This is a genomic window from Phycisphaerales bacterium (assembly GCA_035627955.1).
Classification (GTDB): Bacteria; Planctomycetota; Phycisphaerae; order Phycisphaerales; family UBA1924; genus JAEYTB01.
Map to the genome: position 1 here is coordinate 262,314 of DASPKU010000019.1, position 16,541 is coordinate 278,854.

9 protein-coding genes are annotated in these 16,541 nt (G+C 71.0%); 3 read left to right on the top strand and 6 right to left on the bottom strand.

Going from position 1 to position 16,541, the window contains the following annotated elements; genetic code table 11:
* Positions 1-27 precede the first annotated feature (27 nt).
* Genes VD997_15775 through mraY form a run of 3 tightly spaced genes read left to right on the top strand, consistent with a single transcriptional unit; the run spans position 28 to position 4,392 of the window.
* Positions 28-1,713 (top strand): UDP-N-acetylmuramoyl-L-alanyl-D-glutamate--2,6-diaminopimelate ligase, encoded by a 1,686-nt coding sequence (locus VD997_15775; GenBank protein ID HYE63451.1) that lies wholly within the window; start codon positions 28-30, stop codon positions 1,711-1,713.
* Entirely contained in the window at positions 1,714-3,225 is a 1,512-nt protein-coding gene (gene murF, locus VD997_15780; protein HYE63452.1) for a UDP-N-acetylmuramoyl-tripeptide--D-alanyl-D-alanine ligase, read from the top strand.
* Positions 3,226-4,392 (top strand): phospho-N-acetylmuramoyl-pentapeptide-transferase, encoded by a 1,167-nt coding sequence (gene mraY / locus VD997_15785; GenBank protein HYE63453.1) that lies wholly within the window; start codon positions 3,226-3,228, stop codon positions 4,390-4,392.
* Between the two features lie 4 nt (positions 4,393-4,396).
* On the opposite strand, the gene VD997_15790 is transcribed toward mraY, so the two are convergent.
* The 6 genes from VD997_15790 to VD997_15815 all read right to left on the bottom strand — a co-directional run bounded on the left by VD997_15790 (position 4,397) and on the right by VD997_15815 (position 16,523).
* On the bottom strand, positions 4,397-5,659 hold the full coding sequence (locus VD997_15790) for a hypothetical protein (protein ID HYE63454.1): 1,263 nt from the start codon (positions 5,657-5,659) through the stop codon (positions 4,397-4,399).
* Positions 5,656-6,936, bottom strand: a complete 1,281-nt coding sequence (locus VD997_15795) for a prenyltransferase/squalene oxidase repeat-containing protein (protein HYE63455.1) — start codon at positions 6,934-6,936, stop codon at positions 5,656-5,658. The genes VD997_15790 and VD997_15795 overlap by 4 nt, the downstream gene beginning before the upstream one ends.
* A gap of 46 nt (positions 6,937-6,982) precedes the next feature.
* The gene (locus VD997_15800) at positions 6,983-7,783 is read right to left on the bottom strand and encodes a hypothetical protein (GenBank protein ID HYE63456.1); all 801 of its coding nucleotides are present in this window, start codon (positions 7,781-7,783) and stop codon (positions 6,983-6,985) included.
* Positions 7,780-11,478 carry a hypothetical protein gene (locus VD997_15805; protein ID HYE63457.1) on the bottom strand — a complete coding sequence of 1,233 codons (3,699 nt, stop codon included), beginning with the start codon at positions 11,476-11,478 and terminating at the stop codon, positions 7,780-7,782. Before VD997_15805 ends, VD997_15800 begins: the two co-directional genes overlap by 4 nt.
* A gap of 246 nt (positions 11,479-11,724) precedes the next feature.
* Positions 11,725-14,127: a hypothetical protein gene (locus VD997_15810; GenBank protein HYE63458.1), complete on the bottom strand. Its 2,403-nt coding sequence runs from the start codon at positions 14,125-14,127 to the stop codon at positions 11,725-11,727.
* Positions 14,124-16,523, bottom strand: coding sequence for a BatA domain-containing protein (locus VD997_15815; GenBank protein HYE63459.1), 2,400 nt, complete (start codon positions 16,521-16,523; stop codon positions 14,124-14,126). Before VD997_15815 ends, VD997_15810 begins: the two co-directional genes overlap by 4 nt.
* Between the last annotated feature and the right edge of the window lie 18 nt (positions 16,524-16,541).

Consider the following 16,541-nt stretch of genomic DNA (forward strand, 5'->3'; position numbering starts at 1 on the left):
GGACGGATCAGGGAGGATCGGCCAAGGATGATGCTGGAGGAGTTGATCTCCGGGCTGGATGTGCGCGTGGTCGCGGGCAAGGCCGCGGGCGTGCGGGTGTGCGACCTCACCGAGGACAGCCGCACGGTGGTGCCCGGCTCGATGTTCATCGCCCGCGGCGGGAACAAGGCCGACGGCAAGCTCTACGTGGAGTCGGCGCTGAGGTCGGGCGCGGTCGCGGTGCTGACCGATGATGCGGAGCTGCGGCTGCCGCGGGGGTTCGCGGCGCCGGTTGTCCACGCGGCCGATGTGCTGAGGGTCTCGGGACAGCTGGCCGAGCGGTTCTACGGGCAGCCGGCGGGAAAGCTCAAGCTCATCGGCGTGACCGGGACCAACGGCAAGACGACGACGACGTACCTGGTGTGGCAGCTGCTGAACGCGGCCGGCACGCGCTGCGGGCTCATCGGGACGGTGCTGGTGGATGACGGGGCGGAGGTCGCGTCGGCGAGCATGACGACGCCGCCGGCGATCGAGATCAGCCGCACGCTGGGGATCATGGTGGAGGGCGGCTGTCGCGCGGCCACGCTGGAGGTCTCCAGCCATGCGCTGGACCAGAAGCGGGCGGAGGCGCTGCCCTTCGCGGCGGCGGTGTTCACCAACCTGACCGGCGATCACCTTGACTACCACAAGACCATGGACGAGTACGCCGCGGCCAAGGCGCGGCTGTTCGAGCTGCTCGCCCCCGGCGGCGTGGCGATCGTCAACGCGCACGACGGCTGGTCGCAGCGGATGGTGCGGGACTTCAAGGGCCCGGTTCTGCGGTGCGGCGTGGGCGTGGGCTCGATGCCGGTGGTGGGGGACTGCACGGCCCACATCCTGGAGGAGTCGATCCATGGCATGCTGCTCAAGCTGACCGGCCCGTGGGGCACGGTGCAGGCGAGCGTGCCGCTGATCGGGCGGTACAACGCGATGAACGTGCTCCAAGCCGCCGCGGTGTGCCACGCTGTGGGGATGAGCGAGGCGGAGCTGACGCGCGGGCTGCCACGAGTCACGGCGCCGCCGGGGCGTCTGGAGCGGGTGAGCGAGCCGGGCGACAAGGTCTCGGTGTTCGTGGACTACGCGCACAGCGACGACTCGCTCAAGAACGTGCTGGCCTCGGTGGGCTCGGTCATGGAGAGCCGGCGGCACGCGTCCGGTCGGGTGCACGACACGGCGGGCGCGCCCACGGCGAATACGCCGGGCGGGCGGCTGTGGGTGGTGTTCGGCTGCGGCGGGGAGCGGGACCGCACCAAGCGGCCCCGGATGGGGCTCGTCGCCGCGACGCACGCGGACTTCGTGGTGATCACGAACGACAACCCTCGGACGGAGAAGCCGGGCGACATCGTGGACGAGATTCTCTCGGGCATCACGGCGGAGTTGAAGGACAAGGTCAGCGTGCAGATCGACCGGCAGCGGGCGATCCGGCTGGCGATCGAGAGTGCGCTGCCCGGTGACGTGATCGTGATCGCGGGCAAGGGGCACGAGACCGAGCAGATCCTGCCCGACGGCGCGGGCGGCACGATCCGCACGCACTTCGATGACCGCGAGGTGGCACGGACGATCCTCGAGGAGCGGCGTCCGCCGGTGGAGCGGCCGGCCGTAGAGGTCAAGGCGCGTCGGCCGGGCGGTGCGCGTGGAGCGGGTCCGGGCGCTGGGCCAAGGCCGCCGAAGCGGTCGCACAAGCATGGACGTTGAATGAGCTTCTGGACGGCAGAGAACATCAAGGCGGTGCTGGGGGGCGCGTGGCTCTCGCGCGGCAACCCACCCGCGGAGCTCGATGGGCTCTCGACCGACTCGCGCGCGGTGCGCTGCGGGCAGGTGTTCCTCGCGCTGCGGGGGGAGAAGACCGACGGGCACAAGTACCTGGCGCAGGCCGCGGCGGCGGGCGCGGGGCTGCTGATTGTTGATGATGCCGCGAGCGCGGCGGCGGTCACGGGCGGGCCGGCCGTGCTGCAGGTGACGGACACCGGTGCGGCGCTGCTGAAGCTGGCGGGGGCGTACCGGCGGACGCTGGAGCGGACGAAGGTCATCGCGGTGGGGGGGAGCAACGGCAAGACGACGACGGTGAAGCTCATCCATCAGGTGCTGGGCACGCGCCTGCGGGGCACCGCGTCGATCAAGAGCTTCAACAACGCGGTGGGGGTGCCGCTGACGATCCTGGGGGCGAAGCGGACCGATCAGTACCTCGTATGCGAGGTTGGGACCAACGCGCCGGGTGAGATTGCACCGCTCACGGCGTGCGTGGAGCCGGACATCGCGGTGCTCACGAGCATCGGGCGCGAGCACCTCGAAGGGCTGGGCTCCCTCAGCGGCGTGGTGCAGGAGGAGGCGAGCCTGCTGGCGGGCCTGCGGTCGGGGGGCGTGGCGGTCCTGAACGCGGATGCGCCGGGGCTGCTGGAGACGGCGGGGCCGATCATCGGCGCGCTCGGGGGGAAGGCGGAAGACCCTCGCTTGCGCGTCGGGCTCGTTGGCGGCGCGGGCCGGTCCATCATCACCTTTGGCTGGCACGATGGCGCTGACCTGCGGCTGACGAGCTGCGACCAGAGTTTCGAGGGGCTGCGGTTCTGCCTGAATGACCGCACGTGCTACGACCTGCCGCTGCTGGGGGCGCACAACGCGACCAATGCGACGGCCGCCATCGCGGTGGCACGCCGGCTAGGGCTGGACAACACGGCCATCGCCGAGGGGCTCGCGAAGGCCAAGGGCCCGGAGATGCGGCTGGAGCGCAGCGTCGCGGCCGGGGTTTCGGTCATCAACGACGCGTACAACGCGAACCCAGACTCGGTGCTCGCGGCCCTCGACACCTTCAGGCAGGTGGCGCGCAGCGGCGGCTACAAGCGCACCGTGCTCGTGCTGGGCGACATGCTGGAGCTGGGCGAGCAGGGGCCGGAGCTGCACCGCGAGGTGGGCGAGGCGGCGGCGGCGGTGGCGGCGGACCTCGTCGTGCTCGTCGGGCGGCTGTCGCTGTTCACGGGCGAGCGGCTGAGCAAGGCGCAGCCGGGCGTGGCACTGGCGACGTTCCCCGACCTCAACGACGGGCGAGCCGCGGAGGCCGCGGCGCTGCTTCAGCCCGGTGACCTCGTGCTGCTCAAAGCCTCGCGCGGGATGGGGCTGGAGCGCGTGCTGAAGGCGCTGCAGGAGCCGCCAGCGCGACCGCTGCCGAAGATCGATGGGGACCTGTTCACGCCCGCGGGGGCCCGCACCTGAATGCTGCTCGAGCTCGCTGAATACCTCGCCAAGCGCGACCTCGGTTTCCTGAACGTGATGTTCCAGCTGCAGTTCCGCGCGCTGGCGGCGGCGGGGCTGTCGTTCGCAATCGTGCTGCTGCTGGGCCCGCGGGTGATTCGCTGGCTGGTGAGGCAGAAGATCGGCGACAGCGGGGCGACGGACGCGGAGGCGCTGCGCGGGCACAACCAGAGCAAGGCCAACACGCCCACCATGGGCGGCATCCTCATCGTGGGGTCGATCCTCGCGAGCATCGCGCTGCTGGGCGACCTCTCGGTGTCGTACCTGCGGTACGGCGTGGTCGTGATCGTGTGGCTGGCGGTGCTGGGGGGGATGGACGACTGGCTGAAGCTCACGGCCAAGACCCGCGGCAGCGGCAGCCGCCAGGGGCTGTACGCATGGGAGAAGCTGATTTTCCAGCTGGGCCTGGGCGTGATCATCAGCTGGTTCGTGTACAACCAGGGCGTCGTTCAGGGGGCCGAGCACGCGGACGACGTGCGGCACGTGCTCAACCTGCCGTTCCAGCGGACCTACGACCCGGTCACGCGCGAGCTGAACGATTCGCTGGTGTTCCTGTCGCTGCCGGTGTTCATCGTGATCGGCACGCTCGTGATCGCGGGGATGAGCAACGCGGTGAACATCACGGACGGGATGGACGGGCTGGCCGCGGGGATCAGCATCGCGGTGAGCATCGGCGCGTTCGTGCTGGCGACCATCGCGGGCAAGCAGGGGTGGGCCCAGAGCCTGCTGGTGCCGTACGTGGGCAATGCCGACGAGCTGAGCGTGATGTGCGGGGCCACGGCGGGGGCTTGCCTTGGGTTCCTGTGGTGGAACTGCTCGCCCGCGCGGGTGTTCATGGGCGATACGGGGGCGCTGTCGCTGGGCGGGATCATCGGCTACGTCGCGGTGGTGACGCGCCAGGAGCTGCTGATCCTGCTGATGAGCGGGGTGTTCCTCGCGGAGATCGGCTCGGTGATGCTGCAGGTGGGCTACTTCAAGGCAACTGGCGGCAAGCGGATCTTCAAGGTGGCGCCGTACCACCACCACCTGCACCTGTCGGGCTGGCCCGAGCAGCAGGTCGTGGCGCGGATGTGGATCGTTTCGGTGATCCTGGTGGTGCTGGCCTTGGCGCTGATCAAGGTGCGCTGAGCGCCTACTGAACGAGCAGGAGCCCGCGACGTAAAACGACGCGGTCCTGAATCGGGCCGCTGGGGCCCTGGTCAACGGTGACGCGCAGTTTGGCCGCGTTGGTCAGCGGTGCATTGACGGACATCGAGGGGCTGCTCTGGTTGAGCTGGGCGCGAGCGAGCTGCGTGCCCGAGCCGTTGGCGCCGATCACCTCGACGATGACCTCGCAGTCGCCCCAGAGGCGGGCCGAGGGCGGCATTTCGATGGTGGTGGCGATGCGGGCGACGCCGCGGGGGAGCGTCCACTCCACGCGCATGGGGCCGGGGAGCTCGATGTCGGCCGCGCCGAGCGGGACGGTGCTCGGGCCAATGATGGGCGGCTGCGACCATCGGCGGGTGTCGTTCGCGGCGTCGGCGGCGGTCATCTGAACGCCCGCGAGCGGCCGCAGCTTTGCAGCGTCGAAGCACACGCCCTCAACGACATCGCCGGTGATCGTCGCGGTGGGCTGGCTGGTGACGCCGGGCAGGCGCGCGGCAATCGTGCATGAGCCGGTATCGGTGAGGGTGATGTCCGAGATCGCGGAGGCCGCACCGGAGACCCAGGCCCACGCGCCGCCGCCGGGCTTCACGGGGTTGGCGAGCATGATGCCGTCGATGCGGTCGCCGGGGAGGTCGCTGACCTTGCCGCCCTTCTCGATGCGCACGAGCGCGGGCGTGACCGACTCGAGGAAGCCCTCAACGCGGTCGCCGTTGCGGAGGAGGACGGTGTCCTGCGTGCCCTTCACGCCCGCCATGAGCGCGTCGAACCGCTCGGGATTGGTGATGATGGCCGCGACATGGTCGAGGGGGATGTCGATGTTGCCCCAGAGGCGGCTGGCCCAAACCACGCTGTCCTTGCTGCGGGGCGTGGAAGCGCCGAAGGAGCCGGGGAGCACCTGGCCGTCGGTGAGCTCGAGGCGGCCCAGCGGCGTTGAGGGCGCGGCGGGCTGACGCGGGTCGTTGCCGGCGGTGGTAGTGCGGCGGCGCGGCTCGGGGAGCACAGGGGCGTCGAGCGGCGGCAGGTCGGGAAGGATCGCGAGGACCTCGGCACGCGGAACCGCCTGCGAGCGCCCTTGCGCATCGACCACGCGAACCGCGCCCGCGTCGATCGCGAGCAGCTGCACGGGGCGCTCGGCGAGCGTGCGGTCGACGAGCACGCGACGCATCGGCTCGGGCGGGGCGAGCGCAGGGTCGGGCTCGGGCTGGGCGAGCACCGCGGCGAGAACGGGGATGATGAGCGTGGTGATCACTTCTGGAAGATCGGAAGGTAACGCTTGGGCATCTGGAGGATGATGAGGGCCATGGCGGTGCCGTAGTCGGAGCCTACGGAGGTGTCGTCCCAGCGGCCGTCGCTGCGCTGGCTCATGGTGAGCTCGCGCCGGATCGCGGGCCACCACTTGGCCCAGTGATCCCCGCCCGCGAGAAACATCGCCTGCACGGCGTAGTACTGGCCGTAGAAGTAGTGGATAGCCATGCCGTCGCCCATGCCGCCGGGCAGGCCGTGGTTGAGGAGGTAGCGGAGGCCGCGGTCGATGGTGCGGTCCTCGTAGATGCCGGCGTAGAAGAGGCTGGCGACGCCGGCGGCCGAGCGCGGCCAGCCGCTGGGGCCGGCCATCATCTGGTATCGGAACCCGCCGTCAGGGTTCTGGCAGCCGCGGACGTACTCGACGGCCTTGTCGATGGTGGCCTTGGGGATCTCGAGCCCGGCGTTGCGGGCGGAGCGCAGCGCCATGATCTGCGTGATGGTGACGGAGATGTCGGCGTCGAAGGGCACGGGGTTGTAGCGCCAGCCGCCCTCGTCGTTCTGCGTGGACTCGATCAGACGCACGGCCTTGACGAGGGCGCGGTGGACGCGCTCGGCCATGGCGGTGTCGCCGCCGCCCTGGGTCATGCCGTAGACCTCGCCGAGGAAGAGCGTGGCGAAGCCGTGCCCGTACATGGGGCTGTTGGCCTGGTCGGTGGCGATGAGGCCGTTGTCGGCGGTGTTGGCGAGGATGAAGTTGAGGCCGCGCTGGACGTTCTCGCCATAGGCGCCGCGGCCGGGGCAGTTCCCGTCGGCCATAAAGGCGAGGCAGGCGAGGGCGGTGACGGCGACGCCGCGCCCGAACTGGGTCTCGCCGAAGGAGCCGTCCTGGTTCTGGCGGCGGGCGAGGAAGGCGAGGCCCTTGGAGACGGAGCGGTCGAGCTCGGGGGTGATCTCGTTCTCGAGGGGCTTGTTGGCGGCGGAGCGCTCGGATCCGGGGCCGCCCTGCTGGGCCGGGGCGGGGGTTTCGGGCTGTGCTTCTCGTTGCGGCGCCGCGAGGGCGGCGGCGGAGGCGGCGACGAGGGCGTGGAGCCTGAGCTCGGCGAGCTGCGTGTCGGTCGCGAGGATGTTCTCGGAGGGCGCGGTGAGCGGCGCAGGCGCGGTGCTCGCGGCCGGCGCGTGCAGCGCGTGGTAGCGCACCCAAGGCGCGACCGGCCCCATCGCGAGGCTGAGGGCGGACGTGGTGAGTGTCGCGGCGAGGAGTGTCGGGGGCGCTGATCGCATCAGGTGGTCTGCGGCTGCGGTGTGTGGTCGAGACGAGCGGTTGGGGTTACTGGTTGGGCGTTTGAGGCGCTGGGGCGGGAAGGTCGCCGGGCTTGGGCTCCTCCGCGAGACGCTTGTAGTACTTCTCGGTGAGCGAGCGGTAGAGGGAACTGTACCGGTCGTCCTTGCCCTGGGAGAGGGCGTCGCGGACGTGCTCGGGGAGGTTGCCCCACGCGGCCGTGCCGCCGGGGGCGGCGCGCCCGGGGCCGTCCTGGCGCGAGGGGCCGTCGGCCTGGTTGTTGCTGTCGGAGGACTGGCCGGGGTTGCGCTGGCTGGACTGCTGCTGCTGTTGTTGCTGCTGCTGGTCCTGCTGATCCTGCTGCTGTTGCTGCTGCTTGCTCTTGGACTTGCTCTTCTTCTGCTGCTTCTTGGCTTGCTCGAGGAGCGTGTCGAGCTTGCGGATAACGTCTTCCTGCGTGCGCTGGGTGTCGATGCCGGTGTCCTTCGCGGCGAGGCGCACGGCGGACTGGTCCATGCCTTCCACGGCCTGGTCGAAAAGATCGCCGAGTTCCTTGAGGCTGAGCTGACGCTCGAGCTCGGCCTTGGAAGGGTCGACGGGCGCGGGCGGGGTTGTTGTCGGCTCAGTCGCGGGCTTGTCGCTGGGCGTCGATGGAGTGGCGGGCTGCGTTGGCTTGTCCGCGGGCTTGGCCTTGGGCAGGCCGAGCAGGTCGTCGAGCGAGGGCTCGGGCTGCGCGGGCTTGGCGGGCGCGGGTTGAGCAGGCTTGGAGGGCGCGGGCTGCGGCTGCGCGGGCTTGGTCTCAGGCTGCGCACTGAACGCGGCCAGCAGGATGAGGGTGGCGGCGGTCATTGGTGGGGCTCCGGCTTGGGGTCCTGGTTGGGCTTCTCGGGGGCGTCGGGCGTGGGGCCCTCTTCCTGCTTGAGGCGTTCGAGCAGCGCCTTGCCTTCGTCGGCGAGCTCGCGCTGGAGGCGGGTGACGGTCTCGACGGTTTCGGCGTCGCCCTTCTCGGCCGCGGCGCGGGTGAGCCCGGCGGCCTCGATCTGCATGAAGCGGAGCAGCTTGAGCTCGGCGACCGGGGGGATCAGGGGCTGCTCGCCGCCGCCGCCACCGCCGCCGCTGTCGTCCCCGCCCTGGTTCTCCTCGCGGAAGTCGTCGTTCTTGCGGGCCATCTCGTTCACGGCCTCGATGAGACCCTGGAGAATGCGGATGATCGAGGTTTGGTCGCGGGTGACGGTGTCGGGGGCCGCGCCTTCCGAGAGGGTTTTTGCGACGCCCGCGGCCAGGGCGTCGAGTCGCGCGTGGGCGTAGGCGAAGACCTTGGCTTCTTCCATCTCCTGTGTGCTGGAGCGGAGCTCGGAGAGGCGGACGCGGATCTCTTCCTGGCGCTGGGCGAGGGCGCGGGCGGTCTGGCGGTCGCGACGGTCGAGCTCCTTGCCGATGAGCGGCATGGTCTCGGCGCGGAGGGCGACCTGGAGTTCGAGCGTCTCGGTGTACTGCTTGCGGAGCTCGTCCTTCTTGCGCTCGGCCTCGCGCTCGGCGGCGTCATCCTCGAGCTTCTGCGCGGCCTCCCTGGCGTCCTTCAGGCGGGCAAGGCTGATGCGCTCGTTGGCGTCGGCCTCCGGCTGGTCGTTGCCGCGGAGGGAGACCACGGCGGCGGACTGCGCACCGGCGGCGGCGTCGATGTATTCGGCCACGTCGGCGGCCTCGCGCATCTTCTTGACGGTGGCGAGCACGCCGAGGGTGTTCTGGTTGAGGGCGATCATGCCCTGATCGAGCGTGGCGTCCTGGGCGTTGTTGCCCATGACGGCGCCGAGGCGGGCGAGCTCGCCATCCTGCTGCTTGATGAGCTTCTCGAGTGACTGGAGCAGGTCGGCAAGCACGCGGCGCAGGGCCTGGTCACGCTGCTGCTCGGCGCGGTCGAGCTCGTCGAGCATGCTCTTGAGGGCCTGCTCGGCCTGCTGCTGCTGCTCCTGGGCCTCGTCGGTCTTGTTCTGCTGAAGGCTCTCCGCGGCCTGCTGCTGCTTCTGGTCGATCTGCTGCTGACGGGCCTTGTTGGCGGCGTTCTCAAGTGATTGTGCCTGCGCGGGGTCGACCTCCTTCATCTGCTCGGCCCGCTGCTGGAGCTGGTCGGTCAGGGCGGCGGCGCGCTGGGCGAGCTCCTGCTGCTTCTGCGCGAGGCGGTCGAGCTCTTCGCGCTGCTTGGCGTTGAGCTGCTCGGCGTCCTGGCCCTTCATGCTGGGGTCGGCGTTGGCGGTCTGGTTGCTGAGCTGCTGCTGCTCGGTGAGCAGCTTCTCGATCGAGCGCTTCATGGCCCAGCTGTCCTGGCCACGGTCGAGCATGTTGGCGAGCTGCTGGAGGCTCTCCTGCACGTTCTCCTGTGACTGCTCGAGCTGCTGCTGGTCTTGCGGCTTGTTGTCACTGGGGGTGTTGCCCGAGAGCTTGTCGAGGGCGTTCTCGGCCTGCTCGGAGTTTTCGGTTGCCTGGTCGATGAGCGACGCCGCGTCGTTGAGGAGCTCCTGGAGCGACTTGTCCTGGAGGCGGTTGCGGCCGGCGCGGTCGCTGAGACGCTGCACGGCGTCCTCCAGCGGCTTCATGCGGTCGGTGATCGCCTTCTGCTTCTGGCCCTGCTCGCCGGCCTTCTGGCTGTCGGCGGCGGCGTCCTGACGCTGGAGGGCGAGGCGCTCCTGATCCTGGTCGAGGCGCTTGGCGGCCTCGCGGACGCCGGCGAGCTCGCTGCGGAACTGCTCGATAAGGTCGGTCTCGCCGATGATGCGGAGGCGGCGACGGGTGGAGACGACGGGCGCGTGATTGGCGCCATTGAGGGCGAAGATATCGCTCACCTGCGCGGTGAGCCAGACCTCGTCGCCGGGGACAACCTCGAGCGAGGAGACGTCAAGCGGGCCGCCGGCGCGGAGGAGCGTGGAGACGGTGCCCTCGGCGGGCACGGCAGTCGCGAGGTCGGTGGGCTCACCCTGCGGCTCGGGCGGAGCACCCAGTGAGCCGGCCGGCGGCTTGGCGATCTGTGAACGCAGCGAGACGCCGGAGAGGCCGACGTCGTCGCGACCCTCGCCGGCGGTTTCGATGAGGGCCGTGGGGAGGATGGATTCATCCTGCTGCGGCTCGATCACCGCGGCCGCGGGCGGGCGGTCCTCGGCGACGTCGAAGCGGAACGCGGCGTCGTCGCTGGAGGCGATGCCGTACTCGTCCACAAGGACGAAAGGCACGCGGAGGCTCCGCGAAGGTGTGAATGAGATCGTCCAGGTGGTCGCGTCGAAGCGGGTCGCGAGGCCCTCGGCCTGCTCCAGTCCAGGTGTGACAGTCTTGAGCCACTGGGCCTGCTCCGCGGAATCGGCAGGGACGGGCAGGGGCTTGTTGAGCGTGAGGGTGAGGGTGACCTGTGAGCCGGCGAGGATGGGGCCGACGGCGGCACGCTCGTCGCGCCCGGGCCCGGTGTCCTTCTGGCCTTGGAAGAGGGCGGCGGGGCCGCTGGCCTGCGTGGCAAGGGCGGCGCTGGCGTACGCGGGGGCGGTGACCTGAACGGTGCTGGCGAGCACGGCCGGGGGCTCAACGAGCGTCACCACCGCGGGCTCGGTCTCGTCATCACTGGAGGTGAAGGTGTACTCGAGTTCCACCTTTGGCGCGGGCGTGCCGGGGGCGTGGGGCGGGGCCATGGAGGCGGTGTCGAGCAGGCGCTCGAAGAGCTCGCCCTCGACGTCCTGAGCGCCGCCGATGCCCTCGACTTTCGCCGCCTTGTTCTGGCCGGTGAGCAGGGCGCGCTGCATGACGCCGGCCTTGCCGTCTGTGATCACGCGGTAGTTGACGGTCACGCTGGAGCGGCCGTCCTTCTGCTTGGCCAGCACGGCCCGCAGGGGCAGGGCGGTGCCGATGGGGTGCGCGGCCAGCCGGTTGGCGTCGGCGACGCTCGTGCGCTTGGGCCACGCGGCGTTGGTCCACGGGGTCAGCACGCGCTCGGTGCCGATGCGGGCGAGGCGCGGCTGCGTGAGGCCGATCGCGGTCATGGGTATACCAACCGCGACCAGCGCGACCAGGGCGTGACCCAGGCGGCGCTTCGCGAGGAGCGCTGAGGTGGAGATCGCGCCGCTGAAGCGGCGGCGGGCCTGCTCGGCGGACATGATGCGGAGCTCGGCCGCGAGGACCGAGTGCGGCTGGCTCGTGGAGAGCTCGAGGGCGGAGGCGAGGACGCCCGAGAGGCCGGCCTTCTGGCCCTCGGGGGAGTTCTCGACGCGGAGGGCGACGTCGGTGAGCGTGGGGTTGAACTTGGCCGCGGGGACGAGGTAGCGCCAGATGCACGCGCCGAGCACCGCCATGGAGCCCAGCCACAGGACCAGCCGCACGGGCATGGGCATGCGGAGGAAGTAGTCGATGAACGCGGCGAGGATGACGTAGCCGACGAACGCGGCCCCGAGCAGGCCCACGCGCTGGATGACCAGCTGGGCTTTGGCGGCGGTGCGGAGGCGGGCGAGAGCGCCTGCGATGCCGGAGGGGCTCTCGTGCGTTGGGTTGGTCGTGCGGTCACCGGTCATTCGGTCTTCCTGTTCAGCTGGTTGATACCAGCACTATCGACCAGACTACCCCTGAGCAGGCCGGCGCACCCCGTGCCTGCACTGGGACCAGCGTGAAACGCCCGAGATTCCCGGACCTTGCCGCCGGACCTTGCCTGCGTGGGCGGGCGGCTGCCCGGGTCGGGCGGGGTTCGGGGTCACCCTTTCTATACGCCTAAGCCCAGCCCGCAGGTGCGGGGTGTGTGACCCCTGTGACACTCTGGAGGCTTACGAGAGCTTGATCAGGCGGCGCCCGACCCACTCACAGATGAGCAGGACCAGCAGAACCGTCCAGACAATGGGCTTATCCCACAGGGTTTCGACGTCGGGGGTGCCCAGCAGATGCAGCTCGCGGTTGGGGAGCAGCTCGGGAAGCTGGGAAAGCTCGGCCGCCTGGAGCACGCGCCCGCCGGTAGCTTGTGAAAGGACAGCGAGGTTGGCGTGGTCGGTCTGGGGAACGCGGAGCTCGTCCTCGGGCAGGACCACCTCCAGCTTGGCCGCGAGGTCCAGGCCCGTGAGCAGCTGGTCGGAGGGCTCGACGCGGTAGGTGCCGGGCTCGGTGGCGACCCAGGTGGCGGTGAGGCGGCTGGAGGGGCCGCCGGACTCGCCGGTGGCCTCGGGCTTGAGGGTGAGCTCGACGCCGGCCTGATCGCGCGGCGGGGTGGTCGCGTCGGCCTGGGGCTGGAGGCGGACCTTGATTGACTCGGGGCGCTTGTCGACGAAGGTCTGGTCAAGGAGCTGCACGCTGACCTGCACCTGCTGGTTGGCCTGGGCGCGGTCGGGGTTGACCTCGACGATCGCGGGCTTGCCGGCGCGCCCGAGGCTCTCGCGGGCGAGCAGGCGGACGAGCGGGATCCACAGGCGCTCGGTGAGCGTCTCGCCGCGGGCGTAGCGGTAGCGCCAGGTCTCGTCGGTGGCGACGTAGACGACGCGTCCGGCGCCGTAGCGCATGGTCATGATGATGGGCGTGGGGGCGTTGCTGCTCCCGCCGGCCACGGCAGTGGGGGTGGCGAGGGCGAGGACCTCGGTGGTGGGCTTGAGGGCGGCGGGCTCGATGCGCTGGGCCCAGCGGAAGGCGTTCCAGCCCAGGGTGGGCGCGGAGAGGTGCTCGGGCCAGGGGTCGCGGAGGTTGTCGCCCATCTGCAGGACGCCGTAGCGCGAGGCCGCGGGGCCGGGGCTGAGGACGACGGGGTCGAGGAAGGTTGCGGGGCCGTTCGAAGATTCCGCGGCCGCCGCGCCGAAGGGGACGAGGTCGGCCAGCGGCGTGCCGCGCCAGGCGCCGGGGGTAGCGGAAGGCCCGCCGATCCACAGCAGACCGGCGCCGCGCTCTGCGACGAGGGTGCGGATCTGCTGGAGTTGCTCGTCGCTGAAGAGGCCCGGGCGGAGGTCGCCCATGACGATCACATCGATGGCGTTCCAGCCCTCCTGCGTGCGCGGGATCATGTCCAGGGGCTCGCTGCCCTCCTGGATGTACTTGCGGTCGCTTGCGAGCAGGAGCGTGGTACTCTTGATCGATGCCTCGCGGACGAGCAGGTTCTTGAGGTAGCGGTACTCCCAGCGCGGGTAGCCGTCGAAGTAGACGACGCGGATGGGGCGGTCGACGAGGTCGACGCGCACGGGCAGGCGGTTGTTCTCCTGCGTGAGGTCGGGGGTGTCGAGCACCAGGCGCACGGTCCAGGAGGTCTGGCCGGGGTCCTGCGGGCGGGCGGTGAGGGTGACGCGCTGCTGCGTGCCGCTGACGGGCGGCTCAAGGGGCAGCTCGTCCAGGACGGTGTCGGTCTTCTCATCGACGAGCTGGACCTTGCCGGGGACGGGGTTGTTGGGGTCACCGCCGAGGCGCTCAACGTCGACGCTCACGGGGACGAGGTCGCCGACGAAGGCCGCGGAAGGGGACTCGAGGCGTGCGAGGGCCATGTCGGTCAGTGGCTGGGGGCTGCCCAGAGCAACCGAGAACACGGGGATCTGGCGGGACTCGAGCTGCTTGAGGGCGTTGCGGCCGACGGAATCGCTGGAGCGGCCGTCAGAGAGCACCACGACGCCGGCCACAGGGCGGGCGGCGACGCGCCGGAGCGTCTGCTCGAGGGCCTGTCCCAGCATGGTGCGGCGGCCCGCGGCCTCGCCGAGGTTGATGCCGGTGATGGCGCCGTTGGGCTCGGTCGCGGTGCGCAGGTCGTACGCGCCGGAGTCAAAGCCCAGGAACAGCACGTTGCGGTTCTGGGCGAGGGACGCGAACGTGGGCCACGCGGCGTTGACGGTTTCCTGGAGCTGCTGCTCGCGGGTGACGCGGGAGCCGTCGGGGCGCGGGGCGTCGTTGACGGTGAGCGAGGCCGAGCGGTCGGCCATGACGATGACCCAGTCGCGTTCGACCTGGTCGTTCTGGCGGACGAGCTCGGGGCCTGAGATGAGCACAGCGACCAGCAGCAGCAGCAGCGTGCGCACCACCGCGAGGGCGGCACGGACGCCGGTCTTGCCCAAGAGGTTCCAGTAGCTCCACGCCGCGAGCAGCAGGCACGCGACGGCGATGAACGCCCACGCCCACAGCGGCAGCGGATGGGCCCAGCGGAGGTCCACGCCCTCGCCGCTGGTGGAGAGGGTCTTGAGGCCGAAGAGCCGGTCAAGGAAGCTGCTCACGCCGCGGCTCCCTTCTCGGCGGCCTGGGCGCCGGCGGTGGCGCGGATGAGGCCGGTCTCGGCGCGGGCGTGGCTGAACCAGCGGGCAAGGCCCGTTTCGATCACGGCGACCGCGAGGGCGGCGATGAGGAGCGGGAAGCTGATGGGCGGGATCTTGGTGTCACGGGTGAGGGCGCCGGTCGCGGCGGTTTCGCCGGGCGGGCTGCCGGGGGCGATGGGTCCGCTGCCGGGTTCGATCCACGTGAGCTCGCTGGCGATGGGCGTCAGCCAGCGGGCGATCTCTTCGCGCGAGCGGGTGTCGGTCGCGCTTCCGGCGGGGTCGGCGTTGAAGGCGAGGACGCCGAGCGTGGTGCCGGCGCTGCTGCGGGCGGCCCACAAGCCCGCGGTGCGGATGGGGCGTGCGGGCTGGCTGTTGGCGTCGAGCTGGATCGGCGGCTGCTGGGGCTCACCTTCCGCGGGCTCGCCGATGGGCGCGAGCTCGGCCGCGCCGGGGGGCAGGGTTGCGAGGCCGCCGGCGACGGCGGTGCGCGGCCCGGCGCTGCGGCCAACGCCCTGGCGCACCAGCTCCTGGATCAGCGGCACCATGAGCGGCTTGGTGGGCAGGTCGGTCCAGCGCGTATCGGGCGCGGCGGTCATGAAGAGCACCATGCCGCGGGAGGCGCGGGCGGTCTTGTCGTCGGAGGCGGCGCCGGGCTGGGCCATGACCAGCAGGGGTGAGCCGTCGGCGAGCCGTAGCAGCGTTTCGAAAGCGCCGGGTCCGCCGGTGAGGGGCAGGACTTGCGAGACCGTCACGCTCTTGACGAGCTCGGGCATTTCGGCGGCGAGCAGTTCGAGCAGGTCGGGCCCGGAGGGCGTGAGGCGCTCGGGCGGGAGCGTGGCGGCGGGCGAAAGGGTGCGGGACTCGCGACCGATCTGCCACTGGAGCGAGAGTCCGGCGAGCATGGCGTCAGTCCATGTGTGGATCTGCACACCCTCCTTGGGGCCCGCGGGGGGCGTGACGAGGACTAGCGCGCCGAGATCGGCCGCGGCACGCACGAGGCGCCAACCCGCAGCATCGACGAGGTCGGGATTCGAAATAATGATCGCGTCGAAGTCGGCGAGCATGCCCGCGGCGTTGCGGCTGCCGGGGAGTGGAGCCAAGGCGCGGGCGGGGTCGAGCGCAGTGACCCGAATCTCTCCAGACTGGCGGCGACGCATCGGGTCGGCCTCGGGAGCAAGGGCGAGGGCGAGCCAGTCCGCTGGGGTGTAGTTGTCGATGGTGGACTTGCCGCCGACGGCGCCGGGGGCGAGGAGCGCGACTTCCAGGCGCTCGCGCGTGTCGATAGGGCGTCGGAAGGTGTTGTCGCCCGCGATGGCGTCGGCGTCGATGGTGGCGACGAGGGTCACGGGGGTGCGCGAGCCCTGAGCGGGGATGGGGACGTCGACCGTGACGTAGCCGGAGGCGGTGTCCTGGCCGGGGGCCCAGTTGATGCGGGTTTGGGCGCGGCCAGTTGCGGGCGCGGCCGGCACCGTTGCAGAGACTGCGTCAACGCTGATGGTGGATACGGCGGCCGTGTTCACGCCCGGGCCGCTGCGGTGGAGCACGACGCGCACGGGGGTGCTGGCGGTGGGCGCCGCGCCGGCTTCGCTTGTTGAGATGAGCACGGAGCGGGCGGGCTCGACGGCTGTGATGGCGGTGTTGTCCAGCGGCTGCGTGGCAGGGCCGAGGGCGAGCACGCTCACCTGCCCTTCGTTCGCGGCGAGCGGGGCGAGCGTGGCCTCGAGGTCGGCGGAACCGGCGCGGAAGTCGCTCATGAGGGCGAGCCACAGGGCGTCGCCGCTCTGCATGGGCGCGCGGCGGAGTTCATCGCGGAGCCTGGCGAGGCCGCCCGCGAGGTCGGTGCGGCTGTGCATGGGGGTGAGGGCGCGGATGAGCTCGCCCGCGGCCGCGAGGTCGGCGGTCGGGGGGACCACCAGCGGCTCGGAGGGGCCGGCGAGGGCGACGATGCCGACGCGGTCGCCCTGGGCCTGGTCGAGCTGCTTGATGAGGTTGAGGGCCTCGGACTTGCTGCGCTCTAGCGCGGGGGTGGTCTCGCCGGCGGAAGCCGCGCCAGAGGCCAGGCCGTTGTCGATCATGAGGTAGAGCGTGCGCGGCCCCTGCGTGAGGGCGCCCAGGGCGCCGAGCACGGGCTTGCCGAGAGCGAGTGCGAGCAGGGCAACGAGCAGGCAGCGGCTGGCGAGCAGCAGGAGCTGCTCGAGGTTCATGCGGCGGCGCTGGCGGCGGTAGGCCTCGATGAGGAACTTCATCGCCGCCCACGGCACGGGGCGACGGCGCCTCCGCATCAGGATGTGGATGATGATCGGGATGGCGATGCACGCCAGGCCGACGAGGGCGATGGTGGGGTTGAGGAAAGTCATGGAGTGGCAAAGTGGCAG